The organism is Corallococcus sp. CA049B (assembly GCF_003611685.1).
GTDB classification, from domain to species: domain Bacteria; phylum Myxococcota; class Myxococcia; order Myxococcales; family Myxococcaceae; genus Corallococcus; species Corallococcus coralloides.
Genome location: NZ_RAWC01000227.1, coordinates 1 through 14,626 on the forward strand (window position 1 = coordinate 1; position 14,626 = coordinate 14,626).

At 70.5% G+C, this 14,626-nt stretch carries 18 protein-coding genes and 1 pseudogene; 11 read left to right on the plus strand and 8 right to left on the minus strand.

Annotated elements, in window-relative coordinates; all coding sequences use genetic code 11:
• Positions 1-257: pseudogene (locus D7W82_RS32715) on the minus strand (alpha/beta hydrolase); the annotation flags it as partial.
• A 201-nt stretch (positions 258-458) separates the two neighbouring features.
• Between D7W82_RS32715 and D7W82_RS32720 the strand changes: the two are divergent.
• From D7W82_RS32720 to D7W82_RS32730, 3 genes are read left to right on the plus strand one after another with little or no spacing between them, the layout of a single operon-like run.
• Entirely contained in the window at positions 459-1,400 is a 942-nt protein-coding gene (locus D7W82_RS32720) for a hypothetical protein (protein WP_120622067.1), read from the plus strand.
• Between the two features lie 36 nt (positions 1,401-1,436).
• The gene (locus D7W82_RS32725; RefSeq protein WP_120564474.1) at positions 1,437-1,865 is read left to right on the plus strand and encodes a hypothetical protein; all 429 of its coding nucleotides are present in this window, start codon (positions 1,437-1,439) and stop codon (positions 1,863-1,865) included.
• Positions 1,862-2,368, plus strand: coding sequence for a hypothetical protein (locus D7W82_RS32730; RefSeq protein WP_233588074.1), 507 nt, complete (start codon positions 1,862-1,864; stop codon positions 2,366-2,368). The genes D7W82_RS32725 and D7W82_RS32730 overlap by 4 nt, the downstream gene beginning before the upstream one ends.
• A gap of 64 nt (positions 2,369-2,432) precedes the next feature.
• On the opposite strand, the gene D7W82_RS32735 is transcribed toward D7W82_RS32730, so the two are convergent.
• The 3 genes from D7W82_RS32735 to D7W82_RS32745 are packed head-to-tail and all read right to left on the minus strand — an operon-like array spanning position 2,433 to position 5,598.
• Positions 2,433-3,629, minus strand: coding sequence for a class I SAM-dependent rRNA methyltransferase (locus D7W82_RS32735; protein WP_120622068.1), 1,197 nt, complete (start codon positions 3,627-3,629; stop codon positions 2,433-2,435).
• Positions 3,626-4,441: an HAD-IIB family hydrolase gene (locus D7W82_RS32740; protein WP_233588075.1), complete on the minus strand. Its 816-nt coding sequence runs from the start codon at positions 4,439-4,441 to the stop codon at positions 3,626-3,628. The genes D7W82_RS32735 and D7W82_RS32740 overlap by 4 nt, the downstream gene beginning before the upstream one ends.
• A gap of 20 nt (positions 4,442-4,461) precedes the next feature.
• Entirely contained in the window at positions 4,462-5,598 is a 1,137-nt protein-coding gene (locus D7W82_RS32745; protein ID WP_120622070.1) for a hypothetical protein, read from the minus strand.
• An 88-nt stretch (positions 5,599-5,686) separates the two neighbouring features.
• Here D7W82_RS32745 and D7W82_RS32750 point away from each other — a divergent pair, with 88 nt between their 5' ends.
• The 4 genes from D7W82_RS32750 to D7W82_RS32765 are packed head-to-tail and all read left to right on the plus strand — an operon-like array spanning position 5,687 to position 8,147.
• Positions 5,687-6,628, plus strand: a complete 942-nt coding sequence (locus D7W82_RS32750) for a magnesium transporter CorA family protein (RefSeq protein ID WP_120622071.1) — start codon at positions 5,687-5,689, stop codon at positions 6,626-6,628.
• A gap of 35 nt (positions 6,629-6,663) precedes the next feature.
• On the plus strand, positions 6,664-7,449 hold the full coding sequence (locus D7W82_RS32755) for an alpha/beta fold hydrolase (protein ID WP_120622072.1): 786 nt from the start codon (positions 6,664-6,666) through the stop codon (positions 7,447-7,449).
• Positions 7,450-7,487: 38 nt separating this feature from the next.
• Positions 7,488-7,757: a peroxidase gene (locus D7W82_RS32760; RefSeq protein ID WP_120622073.1), complete on the plus strand. Its 270-nt coding sequence runs from the start codon at positions 7,488-7,490 to the stop codon at positions 7,755-7,757.
• Between the two features lie 60 nt (positions 7,758-7,817).
• On the plus strand, positions 7,818-8,147 hold the full coding sequence (locus tag D7W82_RS32765; protein WP_233588076.1) for a carboxymuconolactone decarboxylase family protein: 330 nt from the start codon (positions 7,818-7,820) through the stop codon (positions 8,145-8,147).
• An 11-nt stretch (positions 8,148-8,158) separates the two neighbouring features.
• On the opposite strand, the gene D7W82_RS32770 is transcribed toward D7W82_RS32765, so the two are convergent.
• From D7W82_RS32770 to D7W82_RS32785, 4 genes are all read right to left on the minus strand, one after another.
• Positions 8,159-8,539 carry a hypothetical protein gene (locus D7W82_RS32770; protein ID WP_120622075.1) on the minus strand — a complete coding sequence of 127 codons (381 nt, stop codon included), beginning with the start codon at positions 8,537-8,539 and terminating at the stop codon, positions 8,159-8,161.
• A gap of 36 nt (positions 8,540-8,575) precedes the next feature.
• Positions 8,576-9,583 carry a dipeptidase gene (locus D7W82_RS32775; protein ID WP_120622076.1) on the minus strand — a complete coding sequence of 336 codons (1,008 nt, stop codon included), beginning with the start codon at positions 9,581-9,583 and terminating at the stop codon, positions 8,576-8,578.
• Between the two features lie 64 nt (positions 9,584-9,647).
• A complete protein-coding gene (locus D7W82_RS32780; RefSeq protein ID WP_120622077.1) occupies positions 9,648-10,781 on the minus strand; it encodes a serine/threonine-protein kinase in 1,134 nt (377 codons plus the stop codon).
• A 220-nt stretch (positions 10,782-11,001) separates the two neighbouring features.
• Positions 11,002-11,586, minus strand: coding sequence for a hypothetical protein (locus tag D7W82_RS32785; RefSeq protein ID WP_233588078.1), 585 nt, complete (start codon positions 11,584-11,586; stop codon positions 11,002-11,004).
• A gap of 334 nt (positions 11,587-11,920) precedes the next feature.
• Here D7W82_RS32785 and thiS point away from each other — a divergent pair, with 334 nt between their 5' ends.
• Genes thiS through D7W82_RS32805 form a run of 4 tightly spaced genes read left to right on the plus strand, consistent with a single transcriptional unit; the run spans position 11,921 to position 14,619 of the window.
• Complete coding sequence (thiS, locus tag D7W82_RS32790) at positions 11,921-12,124, plus strand: sulfur carrier protein ThiS (protein ID WP_120530083.1); 204 nt, start codon at positions 11,921-11,923, stop codon at positions 12,122-12,124.
• 26 nt (positions 12,125-12,150) lie between these two features.
• Complete coding sequence (locus D7W82_RS32795; RefSeq protein ID WP_014395830.1) at positions 12,151-12,936, plus strand: thiazole synthase; 786 nt, start codon at positions 12,151-12,153, stop codon at positions 12,934-12,936.
• Between the two features lie 2 nt (positions 12,937-12,938).
• Complete coding sequence (locus D7W82_RS32800; protein ID WP_120622079.1) at positions 12,939-13,601, plus strand: thiamine phosphate synthase; 663 nt, start codon at positions 12,939-12,941, stop codon at positions 13,599-13,601.
• On the plus strand, positions 13,576-14,619 hold the full coding sequence (locus D7W82_RS32805; protein WP_120622080.1) for a hypothetical protein: 1,044 nt from the start codon (positions 13,576-13,578) through the stop codon (positions 14,617-14,619). The genes D7W82_RS32800 and D7W82_RS32805 overlap by 26 nt, the downstream gene beginning before the upstream one ends.
• Positions 14,620-14,626 lie beyond the last annotated feature (7 nt).

The window sequence follows — 14,626 nt, forward strand, 5'->3', positions numbered from 1 at the left end:
CCGGTGCCCCGGACGCCCTGGCTGGCCCCCACGCCCCGGTGGTTGAAGCGCAGGGTGGGAAAGCCCGCCCGCGCCACCGCGAAGGCCACCTCCGCCGCCAGGACGTGATCCATCCCGCCCCCCTCCTCCGGCCGGGGCGGGAGGATGAGCAGCGGCGGCGACTTCTGGCCCCGGTGCACCGTGCCCTCCATCACCGTGCCGTCCGAACCCACGGGGATGAGCGTGGAGCGCTCCAGGAACTGACCTTTCTGGACCATGCCCCCACCTTAAGCCGTCCCCCCGGCCGCGCCCGGGCCGGATTCCCGTCCGCGTCCCCTCCCGGACGTCCCGTGCCGCAGCGCGTTGCACACATTCCGTGACCTGCTCGCAACTTTTCGGCGCTTCGGGTGAGAATGGATCAACGCAGCAAGCTTTCCCTTCCCCCTTCAAAAATCCGCACACCGCAGGAGCCTCAAGCCATGGGAACCATCGGGCGCACCTCCAACAACACCATCGCGCGCACCACCACGACCACGGGGACGACCGGCGCGGCCGCTCCGGCCAAGCCGGCCACCCCGGCCACGGCGAAGCCGGCCAACACCGTGAAGGACGGCTTCGACACGAAGGCGTCGAACAGCGCGGTGCGCACCGCGGCCCCCGCGGCCGTGTTCACCGCTCCGGCGGGCGCGAAGGACAAGGCCTATGACGGCAAGATCATGGGCAAGGGCGGGCAGGCCTTCGACGCCAGCACCCCGCTGAGCCAGATCCCGGCCTACGAGCCCAAGGGCGGCGTGAAGCAGCCGGGCACCATCATCTACGTGAACGGGATGATGACGGACAAGGCGGGCCAGGAGACCACGATGCAGGCCATCGCGGACAAGACGGGCCAGAAGACCATCGGCATCCACAACTCCACCGAGGGCTTCTTCAAGGACCTGGGCCAGTGCATCACGGACAAGATGGACAAGGGCAAGAACCCGGCCGTGGACACGCTGGCGGACTCGCTCTACACGGAGCTGAAGGCCGGCCGTGACGTGCACCTGATGGCGCACAGCCAGGGTGGCCTCATCACCAGCCGCGCGCTGAGCGACGTGGCCAAGCGGCTGCGCATCGAAGACGGGCTGTCCCCCGCCCAGGTGCAGGAGAAGCTGGGCAAGGTCTCCGTGGAGACCTTCGGCGCCGCGGCGGCGACCTACCCGGACGGCCCCAAGTACGTCCACTACGTCAACGACAAGGACCCCGTGCCGGGCCTGTTCGGTCTGGGCACCAGCGGCAAGGGCCCCCTGGACCTGCTCAAGCACGCGGGCAAGGACGCGAAGATCCGCTACTTCTCCGAGAAGAGCATCTTCTCCGGCGCGCACAACATCAACGACACGTACCTCAACCAGCGCGTCCCGTTCGACCAGGCCCGCGCCGGCTAGTTCAAATCCCGGGTCCGGACTGGTATGACTGCACGTATGACGCTCGAAGAAGCCCAGCGACTGGTGCAGTCATTCATCCGGGGCCACGGAGGCGATGCGCAGGCCTCCGGGCTGAACGCGAAGGGATTTGGCGGCGCCGCGCTTGGCGACGCGCAGGTCTACTTCGAACACGTGAAGGACTCGGGGGCGCTGAAGTGCAGCGCCCTCATCTACCGCTTCCGCGACGCGCCCCGGCCGGGCGTCATCGACGGATTCCGTGACGAAGAGAAGAAGGGCACGGACGCCGGCGGCGGCAAGGTGGACTACGAGACCGAGAACAAGTCCCTCTTCCTGAGCCGCACGTACGGCGTGGTGCCGTCGGAGCAGCAGTTCAAGGAAGACGTGGACCGGCTCGTGGAAGCCAGCCTCGTGTGGGGCGACGAAGTGTTCAACCGCGTCGCGGACCGCGTCATCCCCGCGAAGTGATCAGCACGTTCTCCAGCAAGATTCAGTGGCTGCTGACCTCCATGGGCCTGGCGCGTCCCGCGCCGCCCGCGGGGGGGCCGATGACGCGCGACGCGGCCCGGCAGCTGGTGAAGTGGTACCTCCAGTCCCAGGGCGCTGGCGTCACGGAAGGCCTCAACGAGCAGGGGCTTGGCGGCATGATGAGCGGCGAGGGCCAGTACGCCTTCGAGCACGTCGAGTCGCCGCCGGCGCTCAAGTGCAGCGCCCTCATCTACCGGTTCCGCGAACCGCCCAAGCCCGGCATCATCGAGGGCTTCCGGCAGCAGCAGGAAGAGGGCACGGACACCGGCGGCGGCAACGTCGACTTCGAGCCTGACACCGGCAATCTGTTCCTGACCCGCACCTACGAAGTCATGCCGGACGGCCGCGAATTCACCCGCGACCTGGACCGGCTGGGCAAGGCCAGCGTCGTCTGGGGCAAGGACGTGCTGGACCGCGTGGCCCACAAGGTCTTCGGTACCTGAGCACTCCCGAGCACCACCGGCGGCGCGCCTCATGTCAGGCGCGCCCCGGGGCCGGGCAGAGCCGCTACACCGCCTGCATCACGTAGAACTTGAGGTACTTCCCTTCCGGGAACTGCAGGCGCACGGGGTGGTCCGGCGGCTGGTAGCGCTCCTCCACCAGCGCCAGATCCACGCCGGCCTTGAAGCCCGCCTCGCGCACGGCGCCCATGAACATGTCCCCCGTCACGCGCGCGGAGCACGATGCCGTGGCCAGGAGGCCACCGGGACGCAGCAGCGCCAGGGCCTGCCGGTTGAGGGACGCGTAGCCGTCCACGGCCGCCTCCACCGCGCGCTGGCTCTTCGCGAAGGCGGGCGGGTCCAGGATGATGAGGTCGAACGTGCGGCCCTCCTCCTTGAACGACTGGATGAGCGCGAACACGTCCGCCGCGAGGAAGTCGTGCTTCGCCGCCGGCAGCCCGTTGCGCGTGAAGTTCTCCCGCGCCAGGGCGATGGCCTCCGGGTCCTGATCCACGGAGAAGACGCTGTTGGCCCCGCCCAGCGCCGCGTTCACGGAGAAGCCGCCGCTGAAGCTGAAGCAGTTGAGCACGTCCCTCCCCTGTCCCAGCCGGCGGATGAGGTGGCGGTTCTCACGCTGATCCAGGAAGAAGCCCGTCTTCTGCCCCTTCCACGCGTCCACCAGGAAGACGGCGCCGCGCTCACGGATGGGGATGAGCTCCGGGGCCTCCTCGCCCCACAGCATCTTCCCGCTTCCGCGCCCGTCGTCCTCCTCCACGTCGTCGCGCCCCACCTCGTCGCGGCCGAGGATGCCCTTGAGGCCCGGGACGCCCGCCTTCAGCGCCTCCACGATGAGGGGGCGGTACGGGGTGAGGCCCGCGGAGTAGAGCTTCATCACCGCCCAGCCCGCGTACAGGTCCACCACCACGCCGGGCAGGCCGTCACCCTCGCCGTGGATGAGGCGGTAGCTGTCCGTGTCCTTCAGGTCGATGAGCGCCGTGCGCGCGGCCAGGGACCGCTGCACGCGCTGGGTGATGAAGCGCGAGTCCACCGTCTCGCGCGAGTCGCGCGTGAGCACGCGCACCGCGATGGCCGAGTGCGGATCGTAGTACCCGCGCGCGACGAACTTCCCGTTCTCCGTCAGGTCCACCACGCTGCCGGCCGGAATCCGCGGCGTGTGCTCCAGGGCCTTGCGGAACACCCAAGGGTGCCCCGCACGCAGGTGACGCCCCAAGCCTCGGGCCAGCTCCAGCTTCACGACATTCACGTTGAAACTCCTCGACTGCGGGCCGTCCGGCGGCGGGCGAGGAGGGCGGAAGCCAGCTCCTCGAAGCCCCGCCCCTCGGGCGCCCGGGTGATGAAGGCCGGCGGCGCGTCGATGCGATCCAGCACCGCGCGCACGTTGGCCACGCCCACGCCCAGCTTGAACGCCTGGAACATCGGAGCGTCGTTGAAAGAATCCCCCACGTAGACGTACCGGCCGTCCGCGGGGTCCAGCTTCTCGCCCCACGCCACCCTGGCGAAGCGGCGCGACGCGGAGAGCTTGTCGAAGCGGCCCAGCCAGCAGTTGACGTGGACGGACGAGCGCACCGCCGTCACGCCCCGGGCCTTGAGCAGCGACTCGATGCGGGAGGCCCCTTCATCGCCCAGCCGGGCCTCCTCGTTGTAGTCCACCGCCAGGTCCACTTCCGTGTAGCGGCTGTCCACGGACAGGCGCGCGCCGGGCACCTGGGCGAGCACGCGCTCGACCTCCTTCTCCAGGCGCTGGCGGTTCGCCACGCGCTGGGCGGGAGGCTCCAGGTACACCTTGCGCAGCTTCCCCCTGGCACCCTTGAGGAAGAACAGCCCGCCGTTCTCCACGACGACGCCGTCCACGGGGAGTTGGCGGGCCCACGCCTCGCCCCACCCCGCCGGCCGGCCGCTCACCAGCACCACGCGCAGGCCGGACGCGGACAGCTGCTCCAGGGAGCGCACCGTCTGGCTGCGCAGCTTGTGGCCCGTCGTCAGCGTGCCGTCCACGTCGGTGAAGACGCCCTGCACGCCGGACAGGTCCGCCTGCCGCAGGGGGCGCGGCTCCACGGCCTTCCCATTCACTGGCTTCACATCACGTCCAGTTGCGCGAGCTGGGACTGGAAGGACTCGATGGTGGAGAGCAGCTCCGGGCCCGTGAGCGTGGCGAGCTTCAGCTTGCGCGCCTTGCGCAGGAACGCGTCCATGGTGGGGTCCCGGCCATAGAGCGACTGCGCGCTGGCCGCGGCCTCCGCCAGCGCCTTCGCGGACGCGACCGGATCCTTCTTCGACTGCATCAGCGCGCGCTCCAGGCGCACGCCGCACGCGGCCCACACCTCGCGGTCATGGAGGATGAGCAGCTGGCGCTGGTTCACCGCGGACAGGCTCCGCACCAGCTCCTCCAGCCCTTCCGTCACCGTCAGCAGCCGTGCCTGCTCGGGGGCGGACTCGAGCGCGAGCGCGCCAATCTCCGCGCGGGCCTCCACGATGTGGCGCTTGTCCTGCGCGCGCAGGTTCCGGTACGCGGCGGTGCGGCCGAAGGCGTCCAGCTCCGTCTGGAGCTGCTGCGCGTTCCACAGCACCTCCTCTGGCTTCGCGTCGCGCACCTTGTTGAGCCGCGCCGTGACGATGCGCGACAGGTCGGACGTGATGGCGCGCACCGTGACGGCCGCCTTCACCTCCGCCTCGTAGCCGGGCACCACCTGGGCGCGGGACACCTCGCCGAAGGTGCTCGCGGACTCGAAGACGAGCTGGCTCATCTGTTCGCGGTAGTCGGAGCGGAAGCGTTGGATTTCCGCCAACAGCTGCCAGCGGTCGCTCACCACGGACGGGTTGCGCATGGCTTCACCCAGCTGGGTGATGCTCTGGGCCAGACGGGCCATGCCCTCCTGGAGCATGGCGGGCACGTCCGCGGGGCCCTCGGGGGACGCGGCCGGCGTGCCGGGGAACTGCTCCCGGATGACGTTGAGCAGCGCGTTGACGTCCATCACCGTGTCGCGGATGACGGGCGCCATCTCCTCCCACAGCGACAGGTCGGGGCTGGCGTCGACGACGGGCGTCTCGTACTTCACCAGGTCCAGGTCGCTCAGCCGGGAGATGGCCTGGGCCGCGGCGAGATACACCGCTCGAAGCCGCGCGGAGAAGGCGCGGTCGGGCAGCGACTGGAGGATTTGTTCGAGCCTCGGGGTCAGGGAGGCCGGCGGTGGATTCTCGGCGGCAGCGGACACGTTGACCCCACTCTACCGCTCGACATCGCGTCCGGGGAGTTCTAGCAAGCGTCCCGGGCCCGAGGGGTGGGCCGGGGAGTCCACGGAAATGATCCAGGTCTGTCTGTGGGAAGACGGCAGGGCTGTCTCGGGGGGCGAGGAACTGCTCGACCGGCCGGGGCCCAAGTGGATCGACGTCCTGGAGCCGAACGCGGAGGTGCTGGGCCGCCTGGCCGAGCGCTTCCAGCTGCACCGGCTGGCCGTAGAGGACTGCCTGCACCTGGACCAGCGGCCCAAGCTGGAGGAATACCCACACCACCAGTTCATCGTGTTGCAGGGCTTCAGCTGCGGTCCGGACGTCACGGAGCTCACGCTGCACGAGCATCACTTCTTCCTCGCGCAGGACTGGCTCATCAGCGTGCACGCGCTGCGCCTGCCCAGCCATGACGCCGTCCTGCGCCGCGTGAAGGACGACCCCTCGGGCACCCTGGGCCGGGGCGTGGACGTCATCCTCTACCTGCTCGCGGACGCGCTCGTGGACGCGCAGTTCCCCATCATGGACGACTTCAGCGACCGGCTGGACGACCTGGAGGACGCCATCTTCGCAGAGCCGGATCCAGCGCACCTGCAGCGCATCTTCCAGCTCAAGCGCGCGCTGGTGACGCTGCGCCGAGTGCTGTCTCCACAGCGGGACGTGGTGGGCATGCTGTCGCGCCGGGGCATCCCGCAGATCCAGGAGAAGACGACGCTGTACTTCCGCGACGTCTACGACCACCTGGTGCGGCTCTACGAGCAGATTGACGCCAGCCGCGACGTGGTGGGCAACGTGATGGACGGCTACCTGTCCATGGTGGCCCAACGCACCAACGACATCAGCAAGCAGCTCACCATCTTCGCCACCCTCTTCCTGCCCCTGTCCTTCATCGTGGGCTTCTTCGGGCAGAACTTCGAACAGTTGACGGGACCGCTCTGGTACGCCGCCATGTGGGTGACCATGGTGGGCTTCCCCCTGGGGCTCGTCGGCTGGTTCAAGTACAAGAAGTGGATCTGACGCCGCCCCCTGCGAAGGGCCGCGAGGAGGCACGCATGCTGACGGTCGCCGTGGATGGGGTTCCGCTGCACTACCGGGACGTGGGCCAGGGGTTGCCGGTGCTGCTCATGCACGCCTTCCCGCTGGACGGCTCCGCCTTCGACCGGCAGGTGGCCGCGCTGTCCGGGCGCTACCGCTTCCTCGTGCCGGACCTGCGCGGCTTCGGGCAGAGCCGGCTGGGTGAAGGCCCCACGGAGATGCGCAAGCTGGCGCAGGACGCGCTCGCGCTGCTGGACGCGCTGAACATCGACACGGCGGTGGTGGGCGGCGTGTCCATGGGCGGCTACGCGGCCCTGGCGCTCCTGCGCGAGGACCCGGGCCGGGTGCGCGGGCTGGTGCTTTCGGACACGCAGTGCACCGCGGACGACGCCGCCGGGAAGGACAAGCGCGAGTCCACCGCGCAGCAGGCCCTGAAGGAAGGCACCGCGTCCGTCGTCCAGGGGCTGGTGCCCAAGCTGGTCCACGCGGGGCCGGACTCACCGGTGGGCCGCGAGGTGACGAAGCTGGGGCTGGCCGTGTCGCCGGAGTCCATCGCCGCCGCGCAGCGGGGCATGGCGCTGCGGCTGGACAGCAAGGACCTGCTCGCGCGCTACGCGGGTGCCGCGCTGATTGTCGTGGGCGAGCACGACACCGTGACGCCGCTGGCGAAGGCGAAGCAGATGGCGGACCTGGTGCAGGGCGCGCGGCTGGAGGTCATCCCCGGCGCGGCGCACCTGCCCAACCAGGAACAGCCGGAGGCGTTCAACTCGGTGCTGGACAGCTTCCTCGCGTCGCTGGCCTGATGGCGGCGGTCCCCGTCCTTTCGCCAGGGAAGTGCGCGATGATGAAGTCCCCCGCTCCGGAATCCATGTACCTGCCCGACGTGGAGTCGCACGAGTCCGACGGGCACTACGGGAAGCTGATCGCCATGGCGCGGGCCGGGGGCATGACGCCGCCGGGCATCTGGCACCTGTTCGCGTTCAAGCCGCGCATGACGGACGCGCTGTCCGCCTTCACCCACGAGGTGATGCGCGGCCCGTCCCCGCTGTCCGCCGGACTGCGGGAACTCATTGCCGCGTACACGTCGCGGCGCAACGCCTGCGTATTTTGAACGGGCTCTCACGCCGCGGTCGCGGCGGAACTGCTGGGCAGCACGGAGCACGTCCAGGCGGTGCTGGACGACGTGAAGACGGCCCCCATCCCGGAGGCCGAGAAGGCGCTGTTCGCCTTCGTGGACAAACTCAACGACGCCCCCGGAGACGTTTGCCGCGAGGACGTGGAGCGCTTGAAGGCGGCCGGCTGGTCGGACGAGGCCGTCTACGACGCGGTCTCCGTCTGCGCCCTCTTCAACTTCTACAACCGGTGGATTGACGGCACCGGCGTCCAGGGCCTCTCACCGGCCATGTACGAACGGTCCGCGAAGCGCATGGCCACGGGCGGCTACCTGCCCGCGCCCCCTCCCGGTTCCCCACCCAAGCCCGGAGGGGAACCGGAGCGCTGACGTCGCCGGAGTCAGGGCTGGCAGACGGCCTGCTCGTCCTGCACGGCGCACGACGAGCAATCCGCCGTCTTCACCAGCACGCCCTGCTGGCACGTGAGGAGCGCGGCGCCGTTCGGGCTGCACACGCCCTTGCCTTCCGCGCCAATGGAGCACCCGTCGTTCTCCTGGTTGAGGGACGTGTCGCACCGCACGCTGTCCGCCAGCTCCCGGCAGCCCAGCGGCCCCCGGCACGCGAGCGCGCGCCAGATGCCGTTGCGGCACTCCAGGGCCTGCGCGTCGTCCTGGCACACGTAGTCGCCGCCGTCACACGAGTCGCCCGAGCCCGGCCCTCCACAGCCGGAGAGAAGGAAGAAACCGACGAGGGACCAGAGCGCGAGGGGAAGACGGTTCATGGGTGCCGGCGACTCTTTTCGACAGGTTTTTCGCTGTCAACCGCCGCCGAGCGTCTCCCGAAAGTAACGCCGGAAGTTGCCACCCATCACACGTTCCACCCAGGACTCCGGGTGTCGCTTGAGCAGCGCCTCCGTGAGCCGGGGCAGGTCCGTCACGTCCCGCATGCCCCGGGGCAGCGCCACCATGCCGTCGTAGTCGCTGCCCACGCCCACGCCCTCCTCCCCCATCACGTCCACGGCGTGCTCCACGTGGCGGACCACGTCGTCCCACGTGTCGCCGCCCAGGTACACCGGCGCCAGGATGATGCCCACCACACCGCCGCGCTGGGCAATGGTGCGCAGGGCCTCGTCGGACAGGTTGCGCCAGCCGCCGCCCGCCGCGCGCACGCCGGTGTGCGAACAGAAGTAGCGCACCGTGGGATGCGCGAAGAGCTCCGTGAGCGTCTGTTCGGAGGCGTGCGCCACGTCCACGCTCATCCCCAAGCGGGCCATCTCCTCCATCACCTGGTGCCCCAGCGGCGTCAGCCCCCGGTTGCCCATCATGGGAAACGATGAACCGCCCAGGTCGTTGTTGGACAGGTGCGTGAGCCCCATGAAGCGCACCCCGCGCCGGTGCAGCTCCGCCAGCCGCTCCACCTGCCCTTCAATCGCGTGGCCCCCCTCCACGCCCAGCACCGCGGACAGCCGCCCGTGCGCGAGGTTGTCCTCCAGCCCCGCCCCCGTGGTGGCGACGCGCACGGTGTCCCCGGAGCGGGCGCAGAAGGCGTCCAGCCTTTCAATCTGCCAGAGCGCGCGCGTCCACTCGCTGCCGCGCGCCTCGCGGGGCCACTTGCGCCACGCGGCGAACAGCGGGAAGCCGCCAATGAACGGGAAGCCCCGGGTCACCAGCGTGAAGCACTGCAGCTTCACCCCCGCCTCGCGCAGGCGGGGGAAGTCCACGTGCCCCTCCGTCGACCGCTCGCACAGGTCGCGGTTCCACATCAGCGAATCCGCGTGTCCATCCGCGATGCACCACTGGCGGTGCAGCTCCTTCACGTCACCCATGCCAGCAGTCTTCGTCACGGCCTCCCGCGATGACAAGCGCCCCGGGACCTCCCGCTGTCACGCCTCACGTCCACTCCGCGCCGTCGTCATCGCAGCCGTCCCAGAGGTCGTCCTCCAGCGGGAGCCCCGCTTCCGCCGCCCCCGCCGGGTCCACGAGCGCGTCCGTGCGCACCTCCGCCACCTCGCGCAGCGCTTCAGGGGGACCATAGGGCCGTCCTTGCGCGTTCAGCAGGCCCCGGAGCGCGTCCCGCAGCTCCGCGCCCGTCTGGAAGCGCAGGTCGCGGTCGCGCTGGAGCCCCCGCTGGAGCACCTCCCGCATGCCCGGCGACAGCCCCCGCGTGGCCTGCTCCACGTGGGCCGGCGTCAGGCACGCCATGCGCGCGGCCATCAGCGGCGCGGGGAGCCAGCTGGGCGTCTCCGCGCACAGCCCGCGCGTTCCGGGCACGGGCTGGGCCTGCTGCGCGGCGCGCTCCACGTCGTCCAGGTCCAGCAGGTGCAGCCCGGTGAGCAGCTCCAGCAGCACCATCCCCAGGGAGAACAGGTCCGCGCGGCCATCCAGCGGCAGGCCCTCCAGCGCCTCTGGCGACGCATAGGCCACGTCCCCGCGCACGAGCCCCGGCTCCGTCACCACGCGCCCGGGCATCCGCGACCACGCGAGCGCGAAGTCCGACAGCCGCACCCGCCCGTGCACGTCCACCCGCAGGGAGCGGGGGCTGATGTCGCGGTGGACCACGCCCACGGGCAGGCCGCGCGCGTCCTCCAGCGAATGGGCGTGGTGGAGCGCGTCCGCCACCTCCGCGCCCACGTACGCGGCGAACGCCTCCGAGAACGGCCGCCGCCGCAGCGCCGCGAAGCTGGACAGCGTCTCCAGGCACGGCCCGTCCACGAACTCCGTCACCAGGTGGGGCGCGCCGTCATGCACCCGCACCAGGTACACCGGCGCGATGGCCGGGTGGGACAGCCGCATGAGCAGCTTCACCTCTTCCCGCAGCCGCGCCCTCGCCACGTCATCCGTCACGTCGCGCAGCCGCTTGATGAGCACCAGTCCGCCCGGCGTGCGCGCGTAGTGCCGGCGGGCGAGCAGCAGCTCCCCTCCGGCGCGCGACCCCAGGTAGCGCACCAGCTCATAGGACGTGGCCCCGGTGGTGAAGAGGATGAAGGGCCGGGACGCGGAGGACGCGGGGGGATGGGTGGCCATCGTGGGTGACGCTCCTGACGAAGAGGCGCTTCCCGGGGGTGGGAAGGCATGAGGAACTCCTCACGCCCGCGTCCTACCACCCGGGTCAGACATCCCCATCCGACCCCACCGGGCATTTCCCCGACTAAAAAGGAAACGGCCCCCACCGCGAGGGTGGGAGCCGCCGCCTTCAAGTATCTTCCCCTGTCCGGAAGGACGTCAGGCGCGTGAGGCGCGGGGATTACTTGTCCAGCTTCTTCACCGGCGCCACCAGGGTGACGTCGCGGGCGACCATGTCCTTGCCGTCCATCACGTAGGAGGCGCGCACCTGCGAGCCTTCCTGGATGTCGTCCAGCTTCACCGCGCGGCTGCCGTTGTCCATCAGCGCGGTCTTGTCGTTGGTCTTGATCTTCAGCTCCTTGTTGGTGCTGTCCACCAGCGTCAGCGTGTCACCGGACTTGGACAGCACGCGGCCGTTGACGGTGGTGGCCGCCGCGGCGCTCGTGGTGCCGGCCATGCCGGAGCCGCCCTCGGCCAGGTCCTCATTCCGGTTGGCCCGGGCCTCGGCCAGGTCCTGCTCCTCGTCACGGACGTCCTCGTTGGCGCTGGCGATCTTGTCGTTCGCGTCCTGACGCGCCTCCGCGATGTCCTCGTTGGCGTCCTGCTGCGTCGCAGCCAGCTCCTTGCTCTCGTCCTGACGCGCCTCCGCCGTCTCCTGCGCCGCTTCCTGACGGGCCTCGGCGACATCCTCGCGCTGCGCCTGGACGTCATCCTTCTTGCAACCGGTGACCATCGTCAGACCCGCGACCGCCGTGACCGCAATCATGAGCTTCCGCATGTGTGACCGCCCCCTGTGAGTGTGTCTTGAGTGCCGGTGATTTGTTCCCCGGCGTTGGGCAGAAACTGGTCGCTCCCCCCGTACCTGCACAGCGCTTGGCAACGCATGGAGGCATGAGCAGGGGCGGTCCGCGCACGAGGGAGCCCCTGGCCGCCCGCCTGCTGGGGAAGCGGAACAAAACGCAAACGAGCGCGAAAAATCCGTTCCCGTGCGCTGAAACAGGCCTGTTGCGTGGGGGAGGCTGTGCGTTGACAGGGCAGAACCGCCCTTGTACTGGCACCGGCAGGTCCCGTCCGAAGGGGCCGGAAGGAGCCGTGAGGCCGTGAACGTGTGGGTCAACGGAGAAGCGCGGACGCTGCCGGAGGGCAGCACCCTTTCGTCCCTGCTGGCGCTGTTGGAGCTGGGCAGCGGCCCGGGGGTGGCGGTGGAGGTGAACGCGGAGGTGGTGCGCCGCGCCCGTCATCCCGAGCACCGGCTCCAGGACGGGGACCGGGTGGAGATCGTCACCTTCGTGGGTGGCGGGTGAGCGCAGGCCCTGGAGAGGAGACGGTCATGAGCGGCATCGCGGACAAGCCTTTCACGCTGGCGGGGGTGACGTTCACCTCGCGGCTCATCGTCGGCACGGGGAAGTACCCCAGCCACGAGGTGATGAAGCAGTGCCACGAAGCGTCGGGCGCGGAGCTCGTCACGGTGGCGGTGCGGCGGTTGGACCTGAAGGCGACGGGCGAGGCGTCGCTGATGAACTGGATCGACCGGAACAAGATGCGCCTCTTGCCCAACACGGCGCTCTGCTACACGGCGGAGGACGCGGTGCGCACGTGCCGGCTGGCGGAAGAGCTGGGCATGAGCAAGTGGGTGAAGCTGGAGGTACTGGGCGACGAGAAGACCCTCTACCCGGACGTCGAGGAGACGGTGAAGGCCGCTCGCATCCTGGTGAAGGAAGGCTTCACGGTGCTGCCGTACACCAGCGACGACCCCATCACCGCGCGCAAGCTGGAGGACGCGGGCTGCGCGGCGGTGATGCCGCTGGCGGCGCCCATCGGCAGCGGGCTGGGCATCCGCAACCCGCACAACCTGCGGCTCATCCGCGAGGTGGTGAAGGTGCCCGTCATCGTCGACGCGGGCGTGGGCACGGCGTCCGACGCGGCCATCGCGATGGAGCTGGGCGTGGACGCGCTGCTCATGAACACCGCCATCGCGGGCGCGAAGGATCCGGTGCGAATGGCCGTGGCCATGAAGAAGGCGGTGGAGGCCGGCCGCGACGCGTACCTGGCGGGCCGCATCCCGCGCAAGGCGTACGGCTCCGCGTCCAGCCCCATCGAAGGGCTCGTGGAGTAGCGGTGCGCGCCCTGCCCCGCCTCGTGGTCATCACGGACTGGCGGCTGCCCCGGGCGCGGTTGCTCACCGCGCTGGAGCGGGCGCTGGAGGCGGGGCCGGACGTCGCCGTGCAGCACCGCCACCCGGAGGCCTCCGGGCGGCTGTTCCTGGAGGAGGCGCGGCTCCTGGCGGACGTGTGCCGGGGCCGGACGCTGTTCGTGAATGGCCGGCTGGAGGTCGCGCTGCTCGTGGGCGCGCACCTGCACCTGCCCGCCTCCGGCCCTTCGCCCCGCGACGTGCGCCCGTTCCTGCCCGCGGACCGGTGGGTGAGCGTGGCGGTGCATGACGCGCGCGAGGCGGAAGGCGCGGTGGACGCGGACCTGGCGCTGGTGAGCCCCGTGTTCGCTCCGGGTTCCAAGCCGGGGGATACGCGCGACACGCTGGGACCTCACGGGTTCAGCGGGCTCGCGGAGCGGCTGCCCTGCCCGGCCCTGGCGCTGGGGGGGATGACGCCGGAGCGGGCCCGGGAGGTGCCGGGGGCCTGGGGTGTCGCGGTCATCTCCGCCGTGCTGGAGGCCGAGGATCCGCTCGCCGCGGCCCGCGCGCTGCTGGACGCATGCCGGCCCCCGCGCGACGGAGGCGGCGTTATGCTGCGCGGCCGTGACGCCCTCCCCGACCTCCGTTGAGCTGCGCCCCCTCGCCATCGGAGAAATCATCGACCGCGCGGCGACGTTCTGGCGCGCGCACCTGAAGCCCCTGTTCGTGCTGGTCCTGGGGTTCGACCTGCTCAACTACATCGCGGTCAAGGCGTTCACCGTCGCCATGACGCGCACGGTGGGCGTGCTGCCCGGGCTGGGGAAGGCTCCGTCGGGCGCGGATCCCGGCCAGGCCCTGACCCAGTCCGGCATCATGTTGGGGCTGATGCTCGTGCTGTACGTGTTCCTCGTGTGGAACTTCTGGGTGGCCACCACGGCGGCGGCCCGGTACGTGATTCCCGCGCGGCTGGGTGAACCGGTGCGTCCCTCGGAAGGTCTGCGGCGGGCCGCGTCGCGCCTGGGCACCCTGACCGCGACCTATCTGCTGTCCATCGCGTGGGCCTCGGGGGTGACGCTCCTCTTGTGCCTGCCCGGCTCGCTCGTCATGGGGCTGGGCGTGGTCGCGGCCGTCACCGGCAGGGGCACCGGCGGCGGAACGGTGCTGAGCATCGCGCTGATCATCATCGGCGCCATCGTGCTGGGCGTGGGCGCGCTGGCCGCGGTGCTCTGGTACTTCCTGCGCTTCATGCTCCTGCCCCCCGTGCTGGCGATGGAGGACGTGGGCGCGTGGGCGGCCTTCAAGCGCTCCGGGGCCCTGCTGAAGGGCCGCGTCGAGCCGGGCTTCTTTGGCCGGGGCACGGTGCGGGCCATGGTGCTGTCCACGGTGGTGGGCGGCATCCTCATCGCGGTGAGCCTGGTGTCGGGGCTGCCCGCGTGGATCGTCCGGCTCGCCTATGGTGGCAACCTGTTGGATCCGGCGGCCCAGGCGGCCATTCCGCAGGCGCTGCTCGTCCCCGCGGAGCTGTTGCAGGTGGTGGGGCAGTCCTTCTTCACGCCGCTGAGCTTCGTGGTGTCCGCGTTCTTCTACGTGGACATGCGCGTGCGCCGCGAAGGCCTGGACCTGGAGCGGCGGATCGCGACCGCGGAGCCGGCGGCGCCGTCCCCCTGACAACCCG